The organism is Hypericibacter terrae (assembly GCF_008728855.1).
GTDB lineage: Bacteria > Pseudomonadota > Alphaproteobacteria > Dongiales > Dongiaceae > Hypericibacter > Hypericibacter terrae.
On the sequence record NZ_CP042906.1, the window covers coordinates 2,859,326 to 2,877,390 of the forward strand.

13 protein-coding genes and 1 tRNA gene are annotated in these 18,065 nt (G+C 64.5%); 8 read left to right on the top strand and 6 right to left on the bottom strand.

The features are described from left to right. The first annotated feature begins 490 nt into the window (after positions 1-490). Both FRZ44_RS13060 and FRZ44_RS13065 read left to right on the top strand, forming a co-directional pair. Complete coding sequence (locus FRZ44_RS13060; RefSeq protein ID WP_151177607.1) at positions 491-2,077, top strand: ATP-binding protein; 1,587 nt, start codon at positions 491-493, stop codon at positions 2,075-2,077. A gap of 89 nt (positions 2,078-2,166) precedes the next feature. Beyond that, a complete protein-coding gene (locus FRZ44_RS13065) occupies positions 2,167-4,770 on the top strand; it encodes an ATP-binding protein (protein WP_151177608.1) in 2,604 nt (867 codons plus the stop codon). A gap of 155 nt (positions 4,771-4,925) precedes the next feature. On the opposite strand, the gene FRZ44_RS13070 is transcribed toward FRZ44_RS13065, so the two are convergent. The 4 genes from FRZ44_RS13070 to FRZ44_RS13085 all read right to left on the bottom strand — a co-directional run bounded on the left by FRZ44_RS13070 (position 4,926) and on the right by FRZ44_RS13085 (position 10,246). After that, positions 4,926-5,981, bottom strand: a complete 1,056-nt coding sequence (locus tag FRZ44_RS13070; RefSeq protein WP_151177609.1) for a crotonase/enoyl-CoA hydratase family protein — start codon at positions 5,979-5,981, stop codon at positions 4,926-4,928. 563 nt (positions 5,982-6,544) lie between these two features. Next, positions 6,545-7,657, bottom strand: coding sequence for an ABC transporter substrate-binding protein (locus FRZ44_RS13075; RefSeq protein ID WP_151177610.1), 1,113 nt, complete (start codon positions 7,655-7,657; stop codon positions 6,545-6,547). A 62-nt stretch (positions 7,658-7,719) separates the two neighbouring features. Continuing rightward, the gene (locus tag FRZ44_RS13080; RefSeq protein ID WP_151177611.1) at positions 7,720-8,895 is read right to left on the bottom strand and encodes a M24 family metallopeptidase; all 1,176 of its coding nucleotides are present in this window, start codon (positions 8,893-8,895) and stop codon (positions 7,720-7,722) included. 241 nt (positions 8,896-9,136) lie between these two features. Beyond that, positions 9,137-10,246: an ABC transporter substrate-binding protein gene (locus tag FRZ44_RS13085; RefSeq protein WP_191908571.1), complete on the bottom strand. Its 1,110-nt coding sequence runs from the start codon at positions 10,244-10,246 to the stop codon at positions 9,137-9,139. Between the two features lie 424 nt (positions 10,247-10,670). On the opposite strand from FRZ44_RS13085, the gene FRZ44_RS13090 reads away from it, so the two are divergent. From FRZ44_RS13090 to FRZ44_RS13110, 5 genes are all read left to right on the top strand, one after another. Further along, a complete protein-coding gene (locus FRZ44_RS13090; protein ID WP_225308671.1) occupies positions 10,671-11,096 on the top strand; it encodes an allene oxide cyclase family protein in 426 nt (141 codons plus the stop codon). A 226-nt stretch (positions 11,097-11,322) separates the two neighbouring features. Continuing rightward, positions 11,323-13,704, top strand: a complete 2,382-nt coding sequence (locus FRZ44_RS13095; protein ID WP_151177614.1) for a PAS domain S-box protein — start codon at positions 11,323-11,325, stop codon at positions 13,702-13,704. A gap of 26 nt (positions 13,705-13,730) precedes the next feature. Then, positions 13,731-14,531 (top strand): glycosyltransferase family 2 protein, encoded by an 801-nt coding sequence (locus tag FRZ44_RS13100; protein ID WP_151177615.1) that lies wholly within the window; start codon positions 13,731-13,733, stop codon positions 14,529-14,531. A gap of 114 nt (positions 14,532-14,645) precedes the next feature. Then, positions 14,646-15,215, top strand: coding sequence for a cysteine dioxygenase family protein (locus FRZ44_RS13105; RefSeq protein WP_151177616.1), 570 nt, complete (start codon positions 14,646-14,648; stop codon positions 15,213-15,215). Positions 15,216-15,668: 453 nt separating this feature from the next. Then, positions 15,669-16,337 carry an SOS response-associated peptidase gene (locus FRZ44_RS13110; protein WP_151177617.1) on the top strand — a complete coding sequence of 223 codons (669 nt, stop codon included), beginning with the start codon at positions 15,669-15,671 and terminating at the stop codon, positions 16,335-16,337. Positions 16,338-16,355: 18 nt separating this feature from the next. Here FRZ44_RS13110 and FRZ44_RS13115 read toward each other — a convergent pair whose 3' ends face one another. Continuing rightward, on the bottom strand, positions 16,356-16,790 hold the full coding sequence (locus FRZ44_RS13115) for a hypothetical protein (RefSeq protein WP_151177618.1): 435 nt from the start codon (positions 16,788-16,790) through the stop codon (positions 16,356-16,358). A 234-nt stretch (positions 16,791-17,024) separates the two neighbouring features. Here FRZ44_RS13115 and FRZ44_RS13120 point away from each other — a divergent pair, with 234 nt between their 5' ends. Next, complete coding sequence (locus tag FRZ44_RS13120) at positions 17,025-17,960, top strand: HalD/BesD family halogenase (RefSeq protein ID WP_151177619.1); 936 nt, start codon at positions 17,025-17,027, stop codon at positions 17,958-17,960. A gap of 16 nt (positions 17,961-17,976) precedes the next feature. On the opposite strand, the gene FRZ44_RS13125 is transcribed toward FRZ44_RS13120, so the two are convergent. Then, positions 17,977-18,051 (bottom strand) — tRNA-Lys (locus FRZ44_RS13125). Between the last annotated feature and the right edge of the window lie 14 nt (positions 18,052-18,065).

The window sequence follows — 18,065 nt, forward strand, 5'->3', positions numbered from 1 at the left end:
CGTGCGGAGGACGCGCCGAGAGACGCGGCCAGGGCCGCCGCCAGGACGAACCACCGCCCTCTCCATCGTCGGCCGATGCTCCCCTGCATTCCCTACCCGCGCCCCATGGCCAAACTTGGCCTTTTTTAAGGGGCGGCAGTGTAGAAGCGGGGATAGAACGCGTAAAGCGACCGAGTCTCCCCGCGCGGCCCTCCGGAAGCCCCCTGGCGCCGAGAAATTTCTACTGATCTTTACAGAGAATTAACGCTTCGCATTCCTAGTATTATGAAGGGGTTAGAGGATGTCGCTGAAAGACGAGATCGAATCGGCGCCCCGAGCGCCAATTCGCGGGGGCGGGACAGCGTGCGGGGGCGGGTTTAGTATGGTTAATGGTGCGGAATTGAATCGCCACGCCGCCAGGGAGGAATGCCGCGTCGTGGATATCGAGGTTGCTGAAGCGGCCAGGTCCGAGCATGGACCCGGCGCCACACGACGGGAACTGTGAGGCGCCATGTCGCTCATCGTCGTCATCGATGACCGGGTCACCAACCGGAACATTCTCGCCAAGCTGGCAAGCTCGCTTGGCAACGATGTGACCGTGCGCGCGTTCGACGACGCGGCGTCGGCGCTCGACTGGACGACGGAAAATACGCCCGACCTCATCATCACCGATTTCAAGATGCCGCGCCTCGACGGCGCGGAATTCATCCGCGCCATCCGCCAGCGACCGCAATGCTTCGATGTGCCCGTCATCGTCGTCACGGTCTATGAGGATCGCGAGTTTCGCTACAAGGCGCTCGAGGCCGGCGCCTCCGATTTCCTGATCAGCCCCGTCGACCATCACGAGTTCCGAGTTCGCGTCCAGAACCTCCTCACCATGCGCCGCCAGCAGGAGATCATCCGCCGGCGCGCCCTCACCCTCGAGGAAGTGCTCAATCTCACCAACCGCCTGCGCACCGAAGAACAGCGCCAGTCCAAGGAAGTGCTGGGGCTCGTCATCGACGCCGTGCCCGCGATGATCTGCGTGTCGGACGCACAGGGCCAGATCGCCTTCGTCAACAGCTACCAGTGCGAGTTCTTCGGCATCGATGCGGAGGCCGCCGTGGGCAAGCGCGTGGCCGACCTGTTCGGCGAAGATTATGGCCGCCGCCATCAGGAGTTCTCGGCCCAGGTGATCGAGAGCGGCCACGCCAAGACCGGCCTCGAGGAGCATCTGATCGATCGCGAAGGCCGCGAGCGCGTGTTCCTGACGACCAAGGCGCCGCTCAATGACGGGCGCGGCCGGATCGCGACCGTGGTCAGCGTCTCGCTCGACATCACCGACCGCAAGTCGGCCGAACGCGACCTGCGCGACGCCAAGGAGCGGGCCGACGCCGCGAACGACACCAAGACCGAGTTCCTGGCGAATACCAGCCACGAGCTGCGCACGCCCTTGAATGCCATCATCGGCTTCGCCGAGATGATGAAGATCGAGCTCCTCGGCCCGATCGGCAATCCGCGCTATCTCGAATATTCCAACGACATCCTTGCCAGCGCCCAGCATCTCCTCCAGATCATCGACGACATGCTCGACGTGTCCCAGATCGAGGCCGGCAAGCTGGAGCTGATCGAGGGCCGGGTCGAGCTGAAGAAGCTGTTCCACGACGTGACCCGCCTGATGGCGGCCCGCGCGGAAGAGGCCCAGATCGAGCTGAAAACCACGATTTCCGGCAAGTTGCCGCTGCTCGAAGCCGATGAACGGAAAGTTAAGCAGATCCTGCTTAACCTCGTGACCAATGGACTTCGCTTTACCCCGCCCGGGGGCAGCGTGACGATCGGTGCCGCTCTGGCGGAAACCGGGGGAATCCGGATCACCGTGACCGATACGGGTATTGGCATGGCCGAGCAGGACATTCCGATTGCGATCGCCCGTTTCGGCCGGGTCCACCGCGCCGATACCCACAGCCATTCCGGGACGGGCCTCGGCCTGCCCCTGGCGATCGAGCTGACCAAGCTCCATGGCGGCACCTTCGACATTTCCAGCGCCATCGGCGTCGGCACCAGCGTGACCTTGCTGTTCCCGCCGAGCCGCACGCACCGTCAGGCGACACGTGCCTAACAGCTTTTCCCGGGCCATTGCCGAATGCGGCCGGCGACTGAGCCGGTGGCTGATCGGTCTGCGCAGCAATCAAGGCGACAGGGCGCGCCATGGCTGCCGATACGGATAACCGCAACCCCGAGCAGATTTCGCTGACCCGCTTCCTGCGGGAGCGTTTGCGTCGCCGTCAGGACAGCGAGCACGAACAGGCGTTCGTGCGCGTGGTCATCGTCCTGATCCTCGCGGCCTATTACCTCATCCTGGCGGTCCTCAACGACTTCACCGTCCCCTCTTTCAGCTGGGGGTTCTACTGGGCCTCGGGCTATCTGGTGCTGTCGCTGGTCTATGTCGCCCTGATCCTGGCCTGGCCGCACATCTCGCCGCCGCGCCGCCTGGCGGCGATGGTCACGGACTTCGCAACCCTCACCGCCCTGATGCATTGGGGCGGCGAGGCCGGCACGCCGCTCTATCTGATCTATCTGTGGATCACCTTCGGCAACGGCTTCCGCTTCGGCAACCGCTACCTAGCCGCCTCGGCGCTGGTCAGCACCGCCGGCATGATCTTCGTCTGGGTCACCACCGACTATTGGCGCAACTCGCCCCACCTTGCCTTCGGCGCGGTCGCGGCGCTGATGGTGCTGCCCGGCTATGTGGCCACGCTGATCCGCAAACTGACCGAGGCCAAGCGGGCGGCCGAGCAGGCGAACCAGGCCAAGAGCCGCTTCCTCGCCACCATGAGCCACGAGCTGCGCACGCCGCTGAACGCCATCATCGGGCTGGGCGACCTGATGCAGGACACCAAGCTCGATCGCGATCAGCGCGACATGATGCGCACGATCGGCACCTCGGCCCGCGCGCTGCTGTCGCTGATCAACCACATCCTCGATTTCTCGAAGATCGAGGCCGGCAAGATGTCGGTCGAGATCATCGATTTCGACCTCTATGCCGAGATCGCCGACATCGTGCGCATCCTGCGCAACGAGGCGGTCAAGAAGAGCCTGCGGCTGGCGACCCACATCGGCGCCGACGTGCCGCCGCATCTCTTCGGCGGCTGCCAGCAATTGCGCCAGATCCTGACCAACCTCCTGTCGAACGCCGTCAAGTTCACCGACCGCGGCCATATCCTGCTGACGGTCGAACGCATCGGCGGGACGCCGGAACAACCCCTGCTCCGCTTCGAGGTCACCGACACCGGCATCGGCATCTCGGCCGATGCCTGCCAGCGCATCTTCGACAGCTTCACCCAGGCCGACGACGCCACCAACCGACGCTATGGCGGCACCGGCCTCGGCCTTGCGCTCGCGAAGCAGCTGAGCGGCCTGATGGGCGGCACGATCGGCGTCGAAAGCGAGGTCGGCAAGGGCAGCCGCTTCCGCGTCGAGATCCCGATCGCCGTCTCCAAAGTGGTTCCCCTGAGCGCACCGCCGGTTCCGCTGGCGCGCGAGGTGCTCCTGGTCTCCTCCGACGCGGTGCTGGCGCGTCATCTGCAATTCCCGATCGAGGAAGCGGGCTACGCGATGCGCCGCCTGACCTCGCTGGGGGCCGCGGTCGACCGCGTCATCGACGACAAGCGCGAGGGCATCGACTATCACATCGTCTTCCTCGATCCCGCGACGGGCCTGACACCGACCGATGCGGCCGCCGCACTGCGCACCGCCGATCCGACGGGCGATGTGGCGCTGGTGCTGATCGGCGGCGATCTGACGGGTCCCACCGTGCGCGAGAATTTCCTGATGTCGCTCGAGCGCCATCCGGACGCCGCCGCCATCGCCCATGTCGTGCATGCGCTGCGGGTGTTCGATGCGCAGCGCAAGGACGAGGAACAGGAGGTCCAGCGTCGCCACGCCGCGGAATCCCGCGCGCAGCGTCCCTTGCGCATCCTCGTCGCCGAAGACAATGGCGTGAACCGCAAGGTGACCGCGAAGATCCTGCGCCGCGCGGGCCACGATCCTCACCTGGTCGAGACCGGCGACGCCGCGCTCGACGCGCTGGAACAGGAGCGTTTCGACCTGGTCCTGCTCGATATCAACATGCCCGGCACCAGCGGGCTCGATGTGGTGAAGCTCCATCGCTTCTCGCACATGGACGATCCCTATCTCCCCATGGTCGCCCTGACGGCCGACGCCACGACCGAGACCCGCTCGCTCTGCCAGGAAGCGGGCATGGACGGCTACATCACCAAACCGGTCGAAGCCGCTCATCTGCTGAAGGTGATCGAGGAGGTTGCCGACCGGAAGCCGCCGGCCGCGGCCACGGCGACGCCGGAGCCGGTGCCGGCCCCCGCCGCCGGCCCGACCGCGGCCGTCACCGATATCACCACCCATCCCCGCTTCCAGTCCGACAGCGGCCCGGTCATCGATTTCGGCGCCATGGCGGCGCTCGAGGCGATGGATCCCGAGGGCGACTTCCTGGGCGAGATCCTGACCGACTTCATCAGCGATACCGAAGGCCTGATCGAGGCGATGGCCGACGCGGTTCGCGACCGCCACATGGTCGGCATCCGCGACGTCGCCCACGGCATGCGTTCGAGCGCCGCCAATGTGGGCGCGGTCCGCGTGCATCGGATCTGCGGCGAGATCTGCGCCGCCTCCACGCCGGACCTGGAACGCGATTCCTCGCAACGCCTGGCCGCCTTGCGCGAGGAGTTCGAGCGCTTCCGGGTCGCGGCCATGCGCCATCTCGAAGAACGGCGCAAATCCATCCAGCCGAACTGACGGGCCGCCCCGGCGCGATCCGGCGCCTGGCGTCCCTTCCCTCGTCCGTCCATAAGAAAAGACCCGGCAACTTGCATTGCCGGGTCCAATTTTATACTGCCGCCCTCAACCGGGCGGACCGTCTGCCATGAATCCCTGCGTTCGGATCGCCGGCCTCAGGCCGTGGCGATCGCGGCCGCCTCCGCGCTCTGAGTGGCACGCTGCTGCTGGGCGATCGCCGCCCAGCGGCGATCCTGCGCCGAGGCGAGCCGTTCCATCTTCCGGATATCGGTCGGCGCCAGCGCGATTGCCGCATCGACCCAGCGTTCGGTGATCTGCATCAATTCTTCGCGGGTCACGGGGTGGATCGTCTGGCGCGAGCCATAGACCGCCAGGCGGGTCGCGAAGCCGCGATCCATCCGGGCGATATAGTCCTGCACCGCCATCTCGCCCTGCCCGTCCTCGGCCACCACATCCACCACGCCCATCGCCTGGAGCTCTTCGGCGCCATAGATCCGTCCGGAGAAGACCATCCGCTCGGCTTCGACCATGCCGATGCGCCGGGTCAGGAAGCTGAGGGCGCCCATGCCGGGGAACAGGTTGAAGAGGATCTCGGGCAGACCGAACTTGGCGCTCTTCTCGGCCACGATCACGTTGCAGGCCAACGCCGCCTCGAAGCCGCCACCCAGCGCGTCACCCTGCACCAGCGCGATGCCGATGATCGGCAGGCCGACATTGGTCGCCCGCGGATATTGCACCTCGATGCAGGCATGGGCGTACCGGCGCAGGACCGAGCGATCGCGGCTGCGGATCAACTCGGCGAACTGCGGCAGGTCGCCGCCCAGATTGAAGATGCCGGGGATGCGGGAAGCCAAGACCGAATAGCGCACCGGATGTGGATCGGCCGGGGTCGCCTCGGCATACATGTCGGTGAGGAAGAACAGCGCCTCGCGCATATCGCTGAGCAGCCCGAAGGTGAAGCTGGCGCGGCCGGCGGGACGCATATACTGCCAGTAAAGCTTCGCGGTGCGGTCCCAGAACAGATCCATCTCGCCGAGGGTCAGTTCGCCGGTGGCGGCGAAACGGGCCAGAGCCGAGCGGCGCTCGGCCGGCGTTGCGATGGAATCGATAGGACGAGGTCCGGCCCTATTGGCCGCGGCGCGAACAGCGTCCGAATCGGGACCGTCTGTCCGAAAGAGCCCGTCGGCTGTCGCGATGCGATTAACCAACATTCTTTGTCTCCCCCGCCCCGTTTTCTGCCCTTGCCAAGAGCCTTAACAAAGGATGAACGCCCGGTTCATAGATTGCAAGCAGAAGATTCTGGATGTCCTTGTTAGGATTAGTAAAAAAGTGGTTAACACAAACTTGACGGGACACCTTAAGATACGGTCGTAAAACGACTTTTGCCCCGCGAAACCTCGCTTTGAGCGTTACCAAACATGGCTAAGATTAGCTGAATTACGCCAAATGCGTCCGCCCCAAAATGGCGCCAGCGGCTTGGGTTTAGTTACTCAACTATTAACAGAAGAGAATTTTGCGACTCCATTGAATCGTCGTTGAATTTAAAAACGATCCACAGACGTCAAGAATGCTGGCCCGAATTTGGCCACAGCACTGAGCCTGTGGAGAACTCCCGCCGCCCATCGGAATTGTCCCGGGATCGTCGCTGACCCGGTGGAGTCGTCCATCCCGATCAGGCCGTGGCTCCGGAATCGAAACGGGGCGCCCTCCCCTTTTCGGGAAGAGCGCCCCGTCTGGCCGGCGATGCCGGCGCTCAGATCGTCGTCGAAGGAACTCAGCCGCCGGCCTTGATGGTGGCCCACATCGCCTGGATCTTCTCGCGCTTGGCGGGTTCGACCGCGGTGAAGAAGTTCCCGGTCTTGAGGAAGTCGTTCGGGTCCTTGAAGCCCAGCAGCGCGACGCTCTCTGGCGAGGCCACCTTGAAGGATTCCTGGTTGGCATGGCCGTAGCCATACTGCTCGATCAGGTACTTCCCGCTCTCGGGCGCCAGCATGGCGCTCATGAAATCATAGCGTTCCTTGTCGCTGCACTTGCCCTTCACGGTCGAGGTCAAGCCGCAGATCCAGGTCATGATGCCCTCTTTGGGGTTCATCATCTTGATGTCGACGCCCTGCTTCTTGAGATTGTTGACCGACTGGCCCCAGCCCCAGGCCGCAACCACCTCGCCCGAGGCCAGCGACTGTTCGAGCTCGGTGTTGTCGGTCCAGTAGAAGCGCATGTTGGAATTCATGTGGCGAAGGATGTCGCTCGCCTTCGCCATCTCTTCGTCGTTCATGTCCATTGGATTTTTGGCGCCGCTGAGGAGGCCCGCCACCGCCGCGATGTTGTCGGGCGAATCCAGGAACGCCATTTTCCCCTTGTAGCGATCGTCGAGGAAGATGGTCCAGCTCTCCTCCTTGATGTCGACCAGGTCCGGTCGATAGATCACCGAGGAGGTGCCCCAGTCGAACGGCATGATGTAATAGCCGTCTTCCTCCTTTACGTCCTTCACCGACAGGAACTGCGGAAAGATGTTGTCCCAGCCGGCGATCTGCTTGGTGTCGAGCGGCTTGATCAGCCCGGCATCCTTGAAGCGCCGCACGGTGTTGACGCAAGGATGGATTACGTCGGGATTGAAGCCGGCGCGGACCTTCTGCAGCGCTTCTTCCTCGTCGCTGAAGAAGGTCGCCGTCGGCTCGCCGCCATAGGCCTTGGTATAGGCCGTGTGCAGCTCCGGGATCTCGTAGCCGTTCCAGCCGAAATAGGACAAGGTCGCGGCCGCCTCGGAAGAACGCCCGAAGACCGGCGTCATCGCGACGCCCAGCCCCAGGGCCGATGCCGCCTTAAGGAAGCCGCGCCGATCGGTCATGTAGAGATCGATGACGGAATTCACTTTGCCTCTGTTCATGTTTCCTCTGCCTGCCGCCCCCAGGCGGCGTTGCGTTGTCGGGGCCGCCTTGAATCGGCGGACTACCAGCGGCGAATGCGTGCCTTGCTGATCTTTTCGCAGCCTTTGTCGGTGACGAGGACGGTCTCCTCGAAATCGCCGACGAAGCCGTGTTTCTCCACGGTGCGCTCCACGCACAGCACCATGCCGGGCTCGATCACCCAGGTCTCGTCGGGCACCAGCCAGGGAGCGTCCCAGCCGAGCCCGATGCCGTGGCCCAGGCCCGAGAAATCGCTGGTCGCCGCAAAACCGAGCTCCTGAAGACGCTTGAAGCCGGCTTTCGCCACCGCGCCGGCGGTCACGCCCGGCTTGATCGCGGCGATGCCGGCCTCCACCGCTGCGATCGAGGCTTCGAAGGATTCGATTTCCGGATGGCTGGCGTTGCCGATGGGCTTGGATCGGGAGTGATCGAAATAGTACCCCTGAAACACGCCGGACAGGCCGATACCGAACCAGTGGCCGTCTTCCAGCGGCTCCTTGGAAGCGAAGGTCGGGAAGTCGGTTGCGATATAGAGCGGCGCATTGCCGCCGCGCCCCGACGCCATGAAGTTGTTGTACATGACGGCCCCTTCGCGGGCGAGCGCGTTCAGCCCGACCCCCATGATCTCGCCATGCGTCCGTCCGGCCTGCGCGAAATCCATCATCTCCTCGATCGCGTTGGAGCCGATCTCGGAGGCGCGGCGCAGGATCGCGATCTCGGCCGGCGACTTCACCGAACGCTGTTTCTCCAGGATCTCGTCGGCCGGCGTGAAACGGATTCCCTGCAGGTCGGATTCGATCTTGCGGAAGGCCGCCCAGGGCAGCGCGTCGGCACCGGCGACGCCGATATTCTTGCCCGCGAGCTTGGCGTCCTTGATCGCCTTGACGACCGCGGGGAGCACATCGTCGGCCTGGACCACGTTGGACAGCGGAATCTCGTGCGGCCGCACCGGCATGTCGACCACCAGGATCGGATCGCCCTGGTTCGGCAGCACCAGCATCGGATGGCCGCGCGCCGACCAATCCGGCCGGCGATCGGGGATGAAGGGGAAGGAGCTGTAGAAATTCGCGAGATAGAGGACGTTGGCGTAGCGATCCACCGATCCGCCGCCGCGCGAGATCACCAGAAGACCGTCGAAACCCGCGGCGGCCGAGGCCGCCCTGGCGCGGCGCTGCCGCTCCTCGAATTCGGCGATGGTGATGGAGGGAGCGACGGCCATGCTGTTCCTTTCGACGACCGACAGCAGCCTGCGTCAGGCGCTGCCGTCATTGCATCCGTTCATTGCTGCATCGGCGAGGATATGAGGGCGTTCGGCACCGCACAAGCGGGCCACTTGTCCTGTTACATCAGATTTTTCGAAACCAATGGCACGAAGGTCTCAACCATCGACGAAAAGAGCCCGGCCTCGCGGGGCCGGGCTCGCCTGATGAACCAATTATGCAGTCCTGAACCGGTGTCGGCTATTGCGACGCCTTCACCTCCTCGAGGATCTGCGACAGCTCCGCAAGATGACGCGACACGGTCGAATAGACGCCCTGCCCCAGCATCTCCGTCGGGTCCTTCGGCAGGCTGCGCTTGGCCAGCATCTCCGGCGCGACCATGCCGAAGGCCTTGCTGTTCGAGTGGCCATAGCCATAGGTCTCGATCAGCCATTTGCCGGCGTCGGGGGAGCTCATGGCGTTCATGAGGTCGTAGGCCGCGTCGTCATGGCCACCGCCCTTCACCCGCACCAGGCCGCAGCAATAGGTCAGCGCTCCTTCCTTCGGCGACACGAACTTCACCGGCACGCCCTGGTCGATCAGCGTCGCGGCCGCTCCGTTCCAGGAGGACGAAGCCACCACCTCGCCCGACGTCAAGGCCTGCTCGAGCGTGGTCTCGTCGTTCCAGTAGAATCGCAGCAGTGGTTTCTGCTCCAGCAGCTTCTTCTTGATCCTGGCCAGATCGTCCGCCGTCATGTTGTTCGGGTCCTTGATCTTGAGCAGCGTCGCCACGATCAGGCCGGTATCGGCCATGCCGTCGCCGATGGAAAGTTTGCCTTTGTATTTCGGGTCCCAAAGCAGTTCCCAGCTGTCGACCGGATCGGTGATCAGGTCGGACCGATAGATCAGCGCCGTCATGCCCCAATCGACCGGCAGGAACCAATGCTGGCCATCCTCGGTCACCGTTCCTTTGAGGGTCTTGAGGGAGTCGAACAACTCGCCCCAATGCTCGAGGCGGCTCGTATCGACCGGCTCGATCACGCCGGCATCACGCCAGATCGATACGCGATTGTTGCAGGGATGGGCCAGATCCACCTGGAAGCCGCTCTGGATCTTGGTCAACGCTTCCTGCTCGTCGCCGAACAACGGCGTCTGCGGCGTGCTGCCATGCTTCTCGACGAAGCCCGGCATGAACTCCTTCACGTCGTAGCCGCTCCAGGTGTAGTAGATCAGATCGTCCGCGCGCGCGGCCCTGGGCAGGACCGGCATGACAGCGAGGCCGAGCCCCGCCGTTGCGAGCCAGCGATTCAATTCGCGGCGCGTCATGCGCCCGTCGGTCAGTCTGTCGATGAACTCCCTCGATCCGGCCATGGTTCGCTCCCTTGGGTTCCCTGCTTGTCGACGTCCGGGTCGCAGTCGCTTCGGTTCCTGCCCCATGAGGCGACGGATGAGCGCTGGCGATTCTTGTGGGCGAAGGGACGAGGCCGTTCAGGAGACGGACCGCCCGATCACTGGGCCGCGAGTGTAGGCGCGCCTCGCCGGGGGCGGCAATCACCCCTTCGGAGGGAAAAGGCGGCGCGCCGCCTCCGGGTGCTTCCGCTCTGCGCCGCACCCGTCCGTGCCGTTGACGTCCGCCAAAGGACAGGCCTAGCGTTGCCTCGCTTCCCCATGCTCCCGACCTCGAGAGCGCCTCGTCGACGCCAGCTTGCGGAAGCGCCAGATTTTCGTCCCGTTTCAACGAACAGAGGAGAAAATCCCTATGCTCCGCCTCCTTGGCCTTCCGCTAACGTTCGCATTGATCGCCCTTGCCGCCCTGATCGGCTCGTCGCGGCCGGCCAGCGCATTTCAGACCGAGAGCGCCACCTATGTCGAGCGCGCCACGACGGATGCCGTTACCGATCTGGGCGCCAAGGGCGACAGCGTCGGCGATCTGCTGACCTTCGCCAACGAAATCTACGACGAACACAACAAGAAGCTGGTCGGACATGACAATGGCTGGTGCATCCGCACCGTCGTCGGCGCGGCCTGGGAATGCTACTGGACCCTGGAGCTGGAGGACGGCCAGCTCAGCGTGGCCGGGCCCTATCTCGACGCCGGCGATTCCGTCCTGGCCGTGACCGGCGGCACCGGGCGATATTACGGCGCGCGCGGCGAGATGAAGCTCCATGCCCGCAATGCTCAGGGCAGCGAGTACGATTTCATGTACAAGTTTACCCATTGAGGTGGTATCCGGGCGCCCTGGGCACCCGGCGCCACTCCCCCGGCGCCGGGCCCCTTCATGGCCATCCGGCTGGTCGCGGGGCCAGGGGCCCGTTTTCACGCCCGGAGAAGCAGGAATTGCCCACGGGAGGAGCGCCGCCCCTGACGGGGGATTCCGCTAGTCAATTCGGTAACTTTCGGCCGATAGCCTCTGCCTTACGGGTCGACGAAGCCTGAAAGCAAACGATATGGATTCCAGTAACGCCAATCCGGCCGAGGCCCTGATCCGCGAAAGCGAAATGTTCCTGCGCCGTGCGCAGAACATGGCCAAGCTCGGTCATTGGATTACAACGGTGACGATCCAGCCCGATGGCAGCTTCAAGGCCGCGACCCGCTATGGCGCTGCCGCCGCGGAGATCCTGGGGCGGCCGAGCGAGGAGCTCGACGAGAGCGACGAGGACTTCATCCGTCACTTCGTCCATCCCGACGACCGTGCAACCTGCCTGCGATTGGCTGCCGACTATCTGAAGGAACTGACGTCGCTGCAGGCGCCGGGCGCCAAACCCCGATATTACGACAACAGCTACCGCATCGTCCGGCCCAACGGCGAAATCAGAAACATCAACGAGATGGTCGAAGGCGTCGTCTCGGACGACGGCAAACTCCGTTACATCATGGGCACGATCCAGGATGTCACGGAGCAGAAGGCCATGGAGACGGCACTCGCGGACAGCCGCGCGCTGCTGCGGGAAATCATCGATTCCATGCCCGCGACCATCTCCGTGCGCGACATCCACGGCCGCTATGTGTTCGCCAACGCGACCTTGGCCGCCTTTCACCATCGGCCCGTCGAATGGTTCCCGGGCCGGACGCTCGACCAGGTCTACGATGCCGGCTATGTCCGTCACGTCCTCGAGGCCGATCGCCAGGTCATCGAGAGCGGACAGAAGCACGCGTTCCACCGCACCGACTATCGCGACCCCCGGGGATTCACCACCGCCTGGCTGACCTCGCGCGCGCCCCTTCACGATGCGGCCGGAAAGGCCAAATACGTCGTTTCGATCGGACTGGACATCACCGAGCTGAAGCAAATGGAGGCAGCGCTTCGGGAAAGCGAAGACCGTTTCCGCAACATTGCCGACAGCATACCGGCCCTGGTCTGGATGAGCGACCCGAGCGGCAAATGCATATTCCTGAACAAGCAATGGTCGAGTTACACGGGGCGGCCTGTCGCGGACGAACTGGGCCATGGGTTCGTGGACTCCATCCATCCGGACGATCGCGCCCGATCCGGTGAAGTCGAGCGGACCATCCTGGCGCAGCACTGCCACGCGACGGACGAATACCGGCTGCGAGACAAGGACGGAAACTATCGCTGGTTCCTGGATACCTTGGTGCCGCGCTTCGCCGCCGACGGCGCCTATCTCGGCCATATCGGCGTCCTGGTCGACATCGACGAGCGCCGCGGTTTCGAGGAGAAGCTGCGTCGCATCCAGAGGCTCGAGGTGGTCGGTCAGCTTGCCGGCGGCATCGCCCATGATTTCAACAATCTGCTCACGGTGGTCATCGGCAACCTCGACCTCATCCAGAGCGATCCGAAGGATAGTGAGAGGGTTTCCCGCCTCGCGGCGAGTGCGCTCCAGGCCGGCGAGCGCGGCGCCGAACTCGTGCACAGGATGGTGGCGTTCTCGCGCCAGCAGACATTGGATCCGCACCAGATCGACCTCAACGAGGTGGTCACGCGGATGAGCGAGATGCTGCGGCCCACCTTGAGCGCCCGAATCGCGATCGAGCTGAAGCTCGCGCCGGAACTGTGGACCGCGTTCGCCGATCCGGGCCAGCTCGAGGATTGCCTGCTCAATCTGGCTCTCAACGCGCGCGACGCCATGCCCGACGGGGGCACGCTGACGTTCGAGACCGCCAACAGGGTCTTCGATACCACCCACACGGCACGGGATTCCGAGCTCAAGCCGGGCGCCTACCTCATGCTGTCGGTCAGCGATACCGGTGTCGGGATGTCCCCCGACGTGCTGGCGCAAGCCGTCCAACCTTTCTTCACGACCAAGGAGGTCGGCAAGGGCTCAGGCCTCGGCTTGAGCATGGTCTACGGCTTCCTGAAACAGTCCGGAGGCCATCTCGATATCTACAGCGAGGCCGGTCTCGGCACCTCGGTCAAACTCTATCTGCCGCGCTCGGTCGGCGCCGTGGCGGCGGAGCCGCCTCCGCCGGCGGCACAGATCGTCGGCGGAAAGGAAACCATCCTTGTGGTCGAGGACGACGCGCTGGTGCTCGCGTTCGTGGTCGAGCAGCTCCAGGGCCTGGGCTACAGCGTGCTGGAAGCCCACGACGGCGCTGCGGCCTTGGCGATCCTTGACGCCGGCACATCCTTCGACCTGCTGTTCACCGACGTGATGCTGCCGGGCGGGATGCTGGGGCCGCAGATCCTGGAGGAAATGCGTCGAAAGCGCCCGAACCTGCGGGCCCTCTTCACCTCGGGTTACAGCGAGGACCATGTCTTGCCGAAGGCGTGCGACGCAAACGGCATCCGACTCTTGCAGAAACCCTATAGCCGCCAGCATCTGGCGGCCGAGATCCGCGCCGCGTTGGATTCCAGGGCGGCTCCGGCCTGACCCGTGTGATACAAAGGACCTGAGGCTTGCAATCGCTGTCGGTGCTGATCGCCTCGCGCCTGGCTCCTTCGACCCGGCCTCAGGCCAACGGCGCACTGCTGGTCGAGGCTGCGATCCAGTCGATCCGCTCTCAGACGCTCGCCGCTCGGGCCGAGATCCGGATCGTCGTCGGGGTCGATCGCGGCAAGAAAGTCCCGCCCGCTCTCGCCAATCGGGACGACATTACGTTCGTCGAAAGTGCCGGCAGGACCCAGGCCGCCGCTCTCAATGCCGCAGTGGGTCACATCGACGGAGACTTCGTCTCCTTTCTCGAAGACGACGATATCTGGGATCCGCATTTTCTCGAAACGGCGTTCGCGGCCCTGAAGCTCAAATCCTACGGCTTCGCCTCCTGCAACCAGCTCGAGATGGACGAGACGGACCGGCCGCTGCGGCTGAGGGACTTTCCCACCATGTCCGGCTGGCTGATGCCGCGCGCAACCTGGGATGCCGTGGGGACGTTCAACGAAAGCTATCGCTGGCACCTGGACAATGACTGGCTGGGGCGGCTCGGACGGTTGGATATCTCGCGCTGCCATCTGGTCGAAGACGGAGCGCCGCGGGACGCCGTGTCGATCGAACGTGACCGGCCCGAGATTGCGACATTGCTGAAACACAGCCTCCGCAAGGTCGAACTGGCCCGGCACAGCCTGACCCTGCCCCTGGTCCGGCGGCTGGTGCATCGGGGATCGGGAATTGCCCAGATCAGCCGCGATCCGGCGGTCAAGGCCGAGAGCCGCGACGAGTATGAGCGCCTGATCCGCGAGTATGGCCTTCTGCCCTGGTGAGGGCACTCGCGGGAGCGCCTTCGGACGCGCCAATCAAGGTCTGGACCTGGCACGCAGCGGCGGGCATCGTGTCGCCCGCGGGGTGTTGTGCAACGAGCCGGGGGAGAGCCGAGGATGCATCCGTCCTTGTCGGAGTTCGTCACGAAATGCGAATCCATCATCGCTGCCAAGGAGAAGGCCGCCGACCGGGTGACGATGATCGCGCCCCTGATGCAGGCCCTGTCCGCGCAGGCCGACCAGTTCCTGTCCGACGATCATAAGCGCAGCGAGGAACAGCACTACGCCCGCAACGCGATCCATATCGCGCCCAGCGGCAACCTCTCGCTCTTCGCGCTGGTCTGGCTGCCGGGGCAATGGACGCCGGTGCATGACCATGGCTGCTGGGGCGTCGTCGGGATCGTCAAGGGTGTGCTGGAAGAGCGCAGCTACATGTCCGCGTCAGGCGACATCACCGCCGACAGCAACATCCGTCTCAAGCGCGGCGGCGTCATCCTGTTGAATCCCGGCTCGGTCTCGAGCTTCGTGCCCAACCCGGACCATATCCACATGACGGGCGTCGCCAAGGTTCGCGAGGCCTGCATCAGCCTTCATCTCTATGGGCGCAACATGAACACCTTCCATATCTACGATGTGGAAGCCGGCACGCGGCGCCTGATCGATGTGCCGCATCACGAGAGCCGCTAAGCAGCCCGCTCATCACGACGGGCGGTCGGCGGCGACGGGCGATCGCCCGGCATGAGGTCGCGCCTGCGACTCAATTTCGATTGCATCCCACAGCAGCGGCGCCTCTGCGAGCGGACCCTTGCGGCCCAGGCTTGACCTGCATCAAGGCAGACTTTGCCGACGGGAATAGCATTCGCATGTTTCTCGCCGGTCGAGAAAAACGTCGGCCCTCGGATCGGCGTCATAGCGCCAAATGGAACGGCTCCGCGCTTCGGCGTGCGGAAGAGGTCTCGTTAGAGAGCTGAAGCTCCTCAGACAATTCTCCCATAGACGACCGCGCCGGATTTCCACCCGGGGACTGCGCTCGATCGGGTCCCCCGGCAACCGCGGTCTTCAGCCTGCCGGAAGACGTGGTCCCGTAAGCCCATCGCGCGGGGCGCAGATTTCCTTCAGCGAGACTCGCCAAGGGACTCCATGCTCAGCCGCTTCGTGCAACGTCTGACCCGTGATGAAGTCGCGAGGTTCTATTTGCTCGCGGGCAGCCGGATGCCCGCGAGATACCGACCCCACTACAACATCGCCCCGTCGCAGACCTGCCTGATCCTCCGCCTGGATGGCGACCAGCGCTACGGCTCGATGTCGCGTTGGGGGCTCATTCCTTTTCATTTCGAGGGGCGCTCCAGAAAGTCGCTGACCCTGGTATCGGCGGAGGCCGCCGCCGGACCGAGCTTCGAGAACGCGTTTCGAGGGCGACGATGCCTGGTTCCCTGCGGCGGCTTCTATGGCTGGCGCTCTGCCCCTGAAGGCTGCAGCCAGCCCTACCTGATCGATATGGCCGACGGCTCGCCTTTCGCCATGGCCGGCCTGTGGGAGACCTGGGTCGATCCGCGCAGCCGCTCCAATGTAACGACGTTCGCGATCGTCATGACCGAGGCGAACGACCTGACGTCGCCGATCATGCCCCAGATGCCCGTCATCGTCGCCCCGCAGCACTGGAGCCGCTGGCTGGATGCCGGGTCGACGCAGGCCGCCCGCGACATGCTGCGGCCCTATCCGGCAGCGAAGATGCGGGCCTTCCGCGTGAGCAGCCAGGTCAACGACAGGAAGAGGAACGGTCCCGAGCTGATCGCGCCGCTGAACTGAGAAGCGGCCGGCAGGCCGCTATTGGCCGGCGGCCTTGTAGTAGCTCGCGACATCGTCGGGGCAGTAGGGCTTGAGCAGCTCCAGATCGCCACTGTCGAGCTTCTCGATGCTCGCCGTCACCTGCGTGTCGAGCTTGGATTGCAGGTCGGGATCCGGCGTCTCCGTGCCGGCGGCCACGGCGTCCAGATGGGCCAACTGGGCTGGCGTCACATTGTCCACGACATCGTTGGCCATGCAGGTCGCGATCTTATGGCGGAGGTCCGACGGGATCTTGGCGAAGCGGTCCGTCTTCAGGTGATCCTCGAACTGCGTCCGCAACAGGTCCCAATAGGTCACCTGGCCGGTGGGGAGCGGCCCCGACTGAGGGCCCGTCGCGCCCTGACTCGTGCAGCCCGCGAGCAAGGCCGCGGCCAGAAGGACCATCGGGAATCGCATCGTCACGACCTTTCTCATGATGAAGGTTCCGGCGCCGGCCGGAAGCCAAAAGCCAGGGGGACTCCGGCCCGCCGACTTTGCCCGAGCCGCGGCGGCAACGGAAGGCGTCATCGGCGCGCCCCAATCGATTGCCCGTTCCCGCCGCCATGGCCGAGGGCCAAAGCCCGGCTCGCCGGCATTGGCGAAGGCTCGACGCCAGCCTACAATTCCGGCTGCTTTCGAGGCGGCGACATGGGGTTGGAGGGCCGGAGGATGGCGTTGGATACGAGCTCGAAAATCGCGACTCCCGACCGGCACCCGCCGCGTCAGCCGGAGAGCGCGGCCGTCGACCCTCTGCTCCGTGCTGGCGACGGTGGCCGGGCGACGCGGTTCAATACGATTCCGGAAATCGTCGATCTCGATCGCTACCCGCTGCACCAGCCCGGCAGCGAGGCTGTCGACGCCCTGCTTCGTGAAGGCCGGGCCACACTCGAGCACGACGCATTGTTTTCCTTGCCCGGCTTCGTGCGGCCCGAGGCCGCCTCGTTCATGGCGGCCGAGATCGAGGCGCGGGTGCCGGTGGCCTGCAGGCACGGCACGGACAGGGCCAGCTACGACAGCGACGGCAAGAGCTGGCCGGCCGGCCATCCGCGCACCGTGAAACACCTGTTCCGCTATCATCAGGTGCTGAACCACCAGATCCCCAACAACTCCCCGCTTCGCCGGCTTTACTGCTGGGAACCGCTGCGGGAGTTCCTGCGCCAATTGATGGGCTATGAGACATTCTACCGGAGCGAATGTCCGCATCTGGCGCTCTCCGCGAAGGTCGCGGGCGACGGCGATACCGACGGCTGGCACTTCGATGGCAATGACGTCGTGTTCTCGGTGGTCTTGAAGGAACCCGAGCAGGGTGGCCTGTTCGAGTACGTGCCCAACCTCCGGACCGACAAGGACGAGAACTATGACGCCGTGGCGGCGGTGTTCGACGGCAATCGCGACGGCATGCGCAGCGTCAAGCTGTCCGTCGGCGACCTGAATGTCTTCCAAGGGGATTACACGCTTCACCGCGTCAGCCCGGTGAAGGGCGATCGCAAGCGCGTGGTCGGACTGTTCTGCTATGACCGCGTGCCGGGCACCAATTTCGGCGAACCCTATATCGAGGAGCTGCGCCGGTATTTGCCGGGAGCGGCGCCAACGCGAAATTCCTGAGCCGATTTTGGAATGTTGGTGAGCCCGATGGGATTTGAACCCATGACCCTCTGATTAAAAGTCAGATGCTCTACCCCTGAGCTACGGGCTCACCGAAGGCGCCAT

Bases quoted from the DNA above. Each gene is read 5' to 3' on its own strand.
- FRZ44_RS13065 (WP_151177608.1), top strand. From the start codon at position 2,167: ATGGCTGCCGATACGGATAACCGCAACCCCGAGCAGATTTCGCTGACC.
- FRZ44_RS13110 (WP_151177617.1), top strand. From the start codon at position 15,669: ATGCTCAGCCGCTTCGTGCAACGTCTGACCCGTGATGAAGTCGCGAGG.
- FRZ44_RS13105 (WP_151177616.1), top strand. From the start codon at position 14,646: ATGCATCCGTCCTTGTCGGAGTTCGTCACGAAATGCGAATCCATCATC.
- FRZ44_RS13075 (WP_151177610.1), bottom strand. From the start codon at position 7,657: ATGAACAGAGGCAAAGTGAATTCCGTCATCGATCTCTACATGACCGAT.
- FRZ44_RS13095 (WP_151177614.1), top strand. From the start codon at position 11,323: ATGGATTCCAGTAACGCCAATCCGGCCGAGGCCCTGATCCGCGAAAGC.
- FRZ44_RS13120 (WP_151177619.1), top strand. From the start codon at position 17,025: ATGGCGTTGGATACGAGCTCGAAAATCGCGACTCCCGACCGGCACCCG.
- FRZ44_RS13060 (WP_151177607.1), top strand. From the start codon at position 491: ATGTCGCTCATCGTCGTCATCGATGACCGGGTCACCAACCGGAACATT.
- FRZ44_RS13085 (WP_191908571.1), bottom strand. From the start codon at position 10,246: ATGGCCGGATCGAGGGAGTTCATCGACAGACTGACCGACGGGCGCATG.
- FRZ44_RS13080 (WP_151177611.1), bottom strand. From the start codon at position 8,895: ATGGCCGTCGCTCCCTCCATCACCATCGCCGAATTCGAGGAGCGGCAG.
- FRZ44_RS13115 (WP_151177618.1), bottom strand. From the start codon at position 16,790: ATGAGAAAGGTCGTGACGATGCGATTCCCGATGGTCCTTCTGGCCGCG.
- FRZ44_RS13070 (WP_151177609.1), bottom strand. From the start codon at position 5,981: ATGTTGGTTAATCGCATCGCGACAGCCGACGGGCTCTTTCGGACAGAC.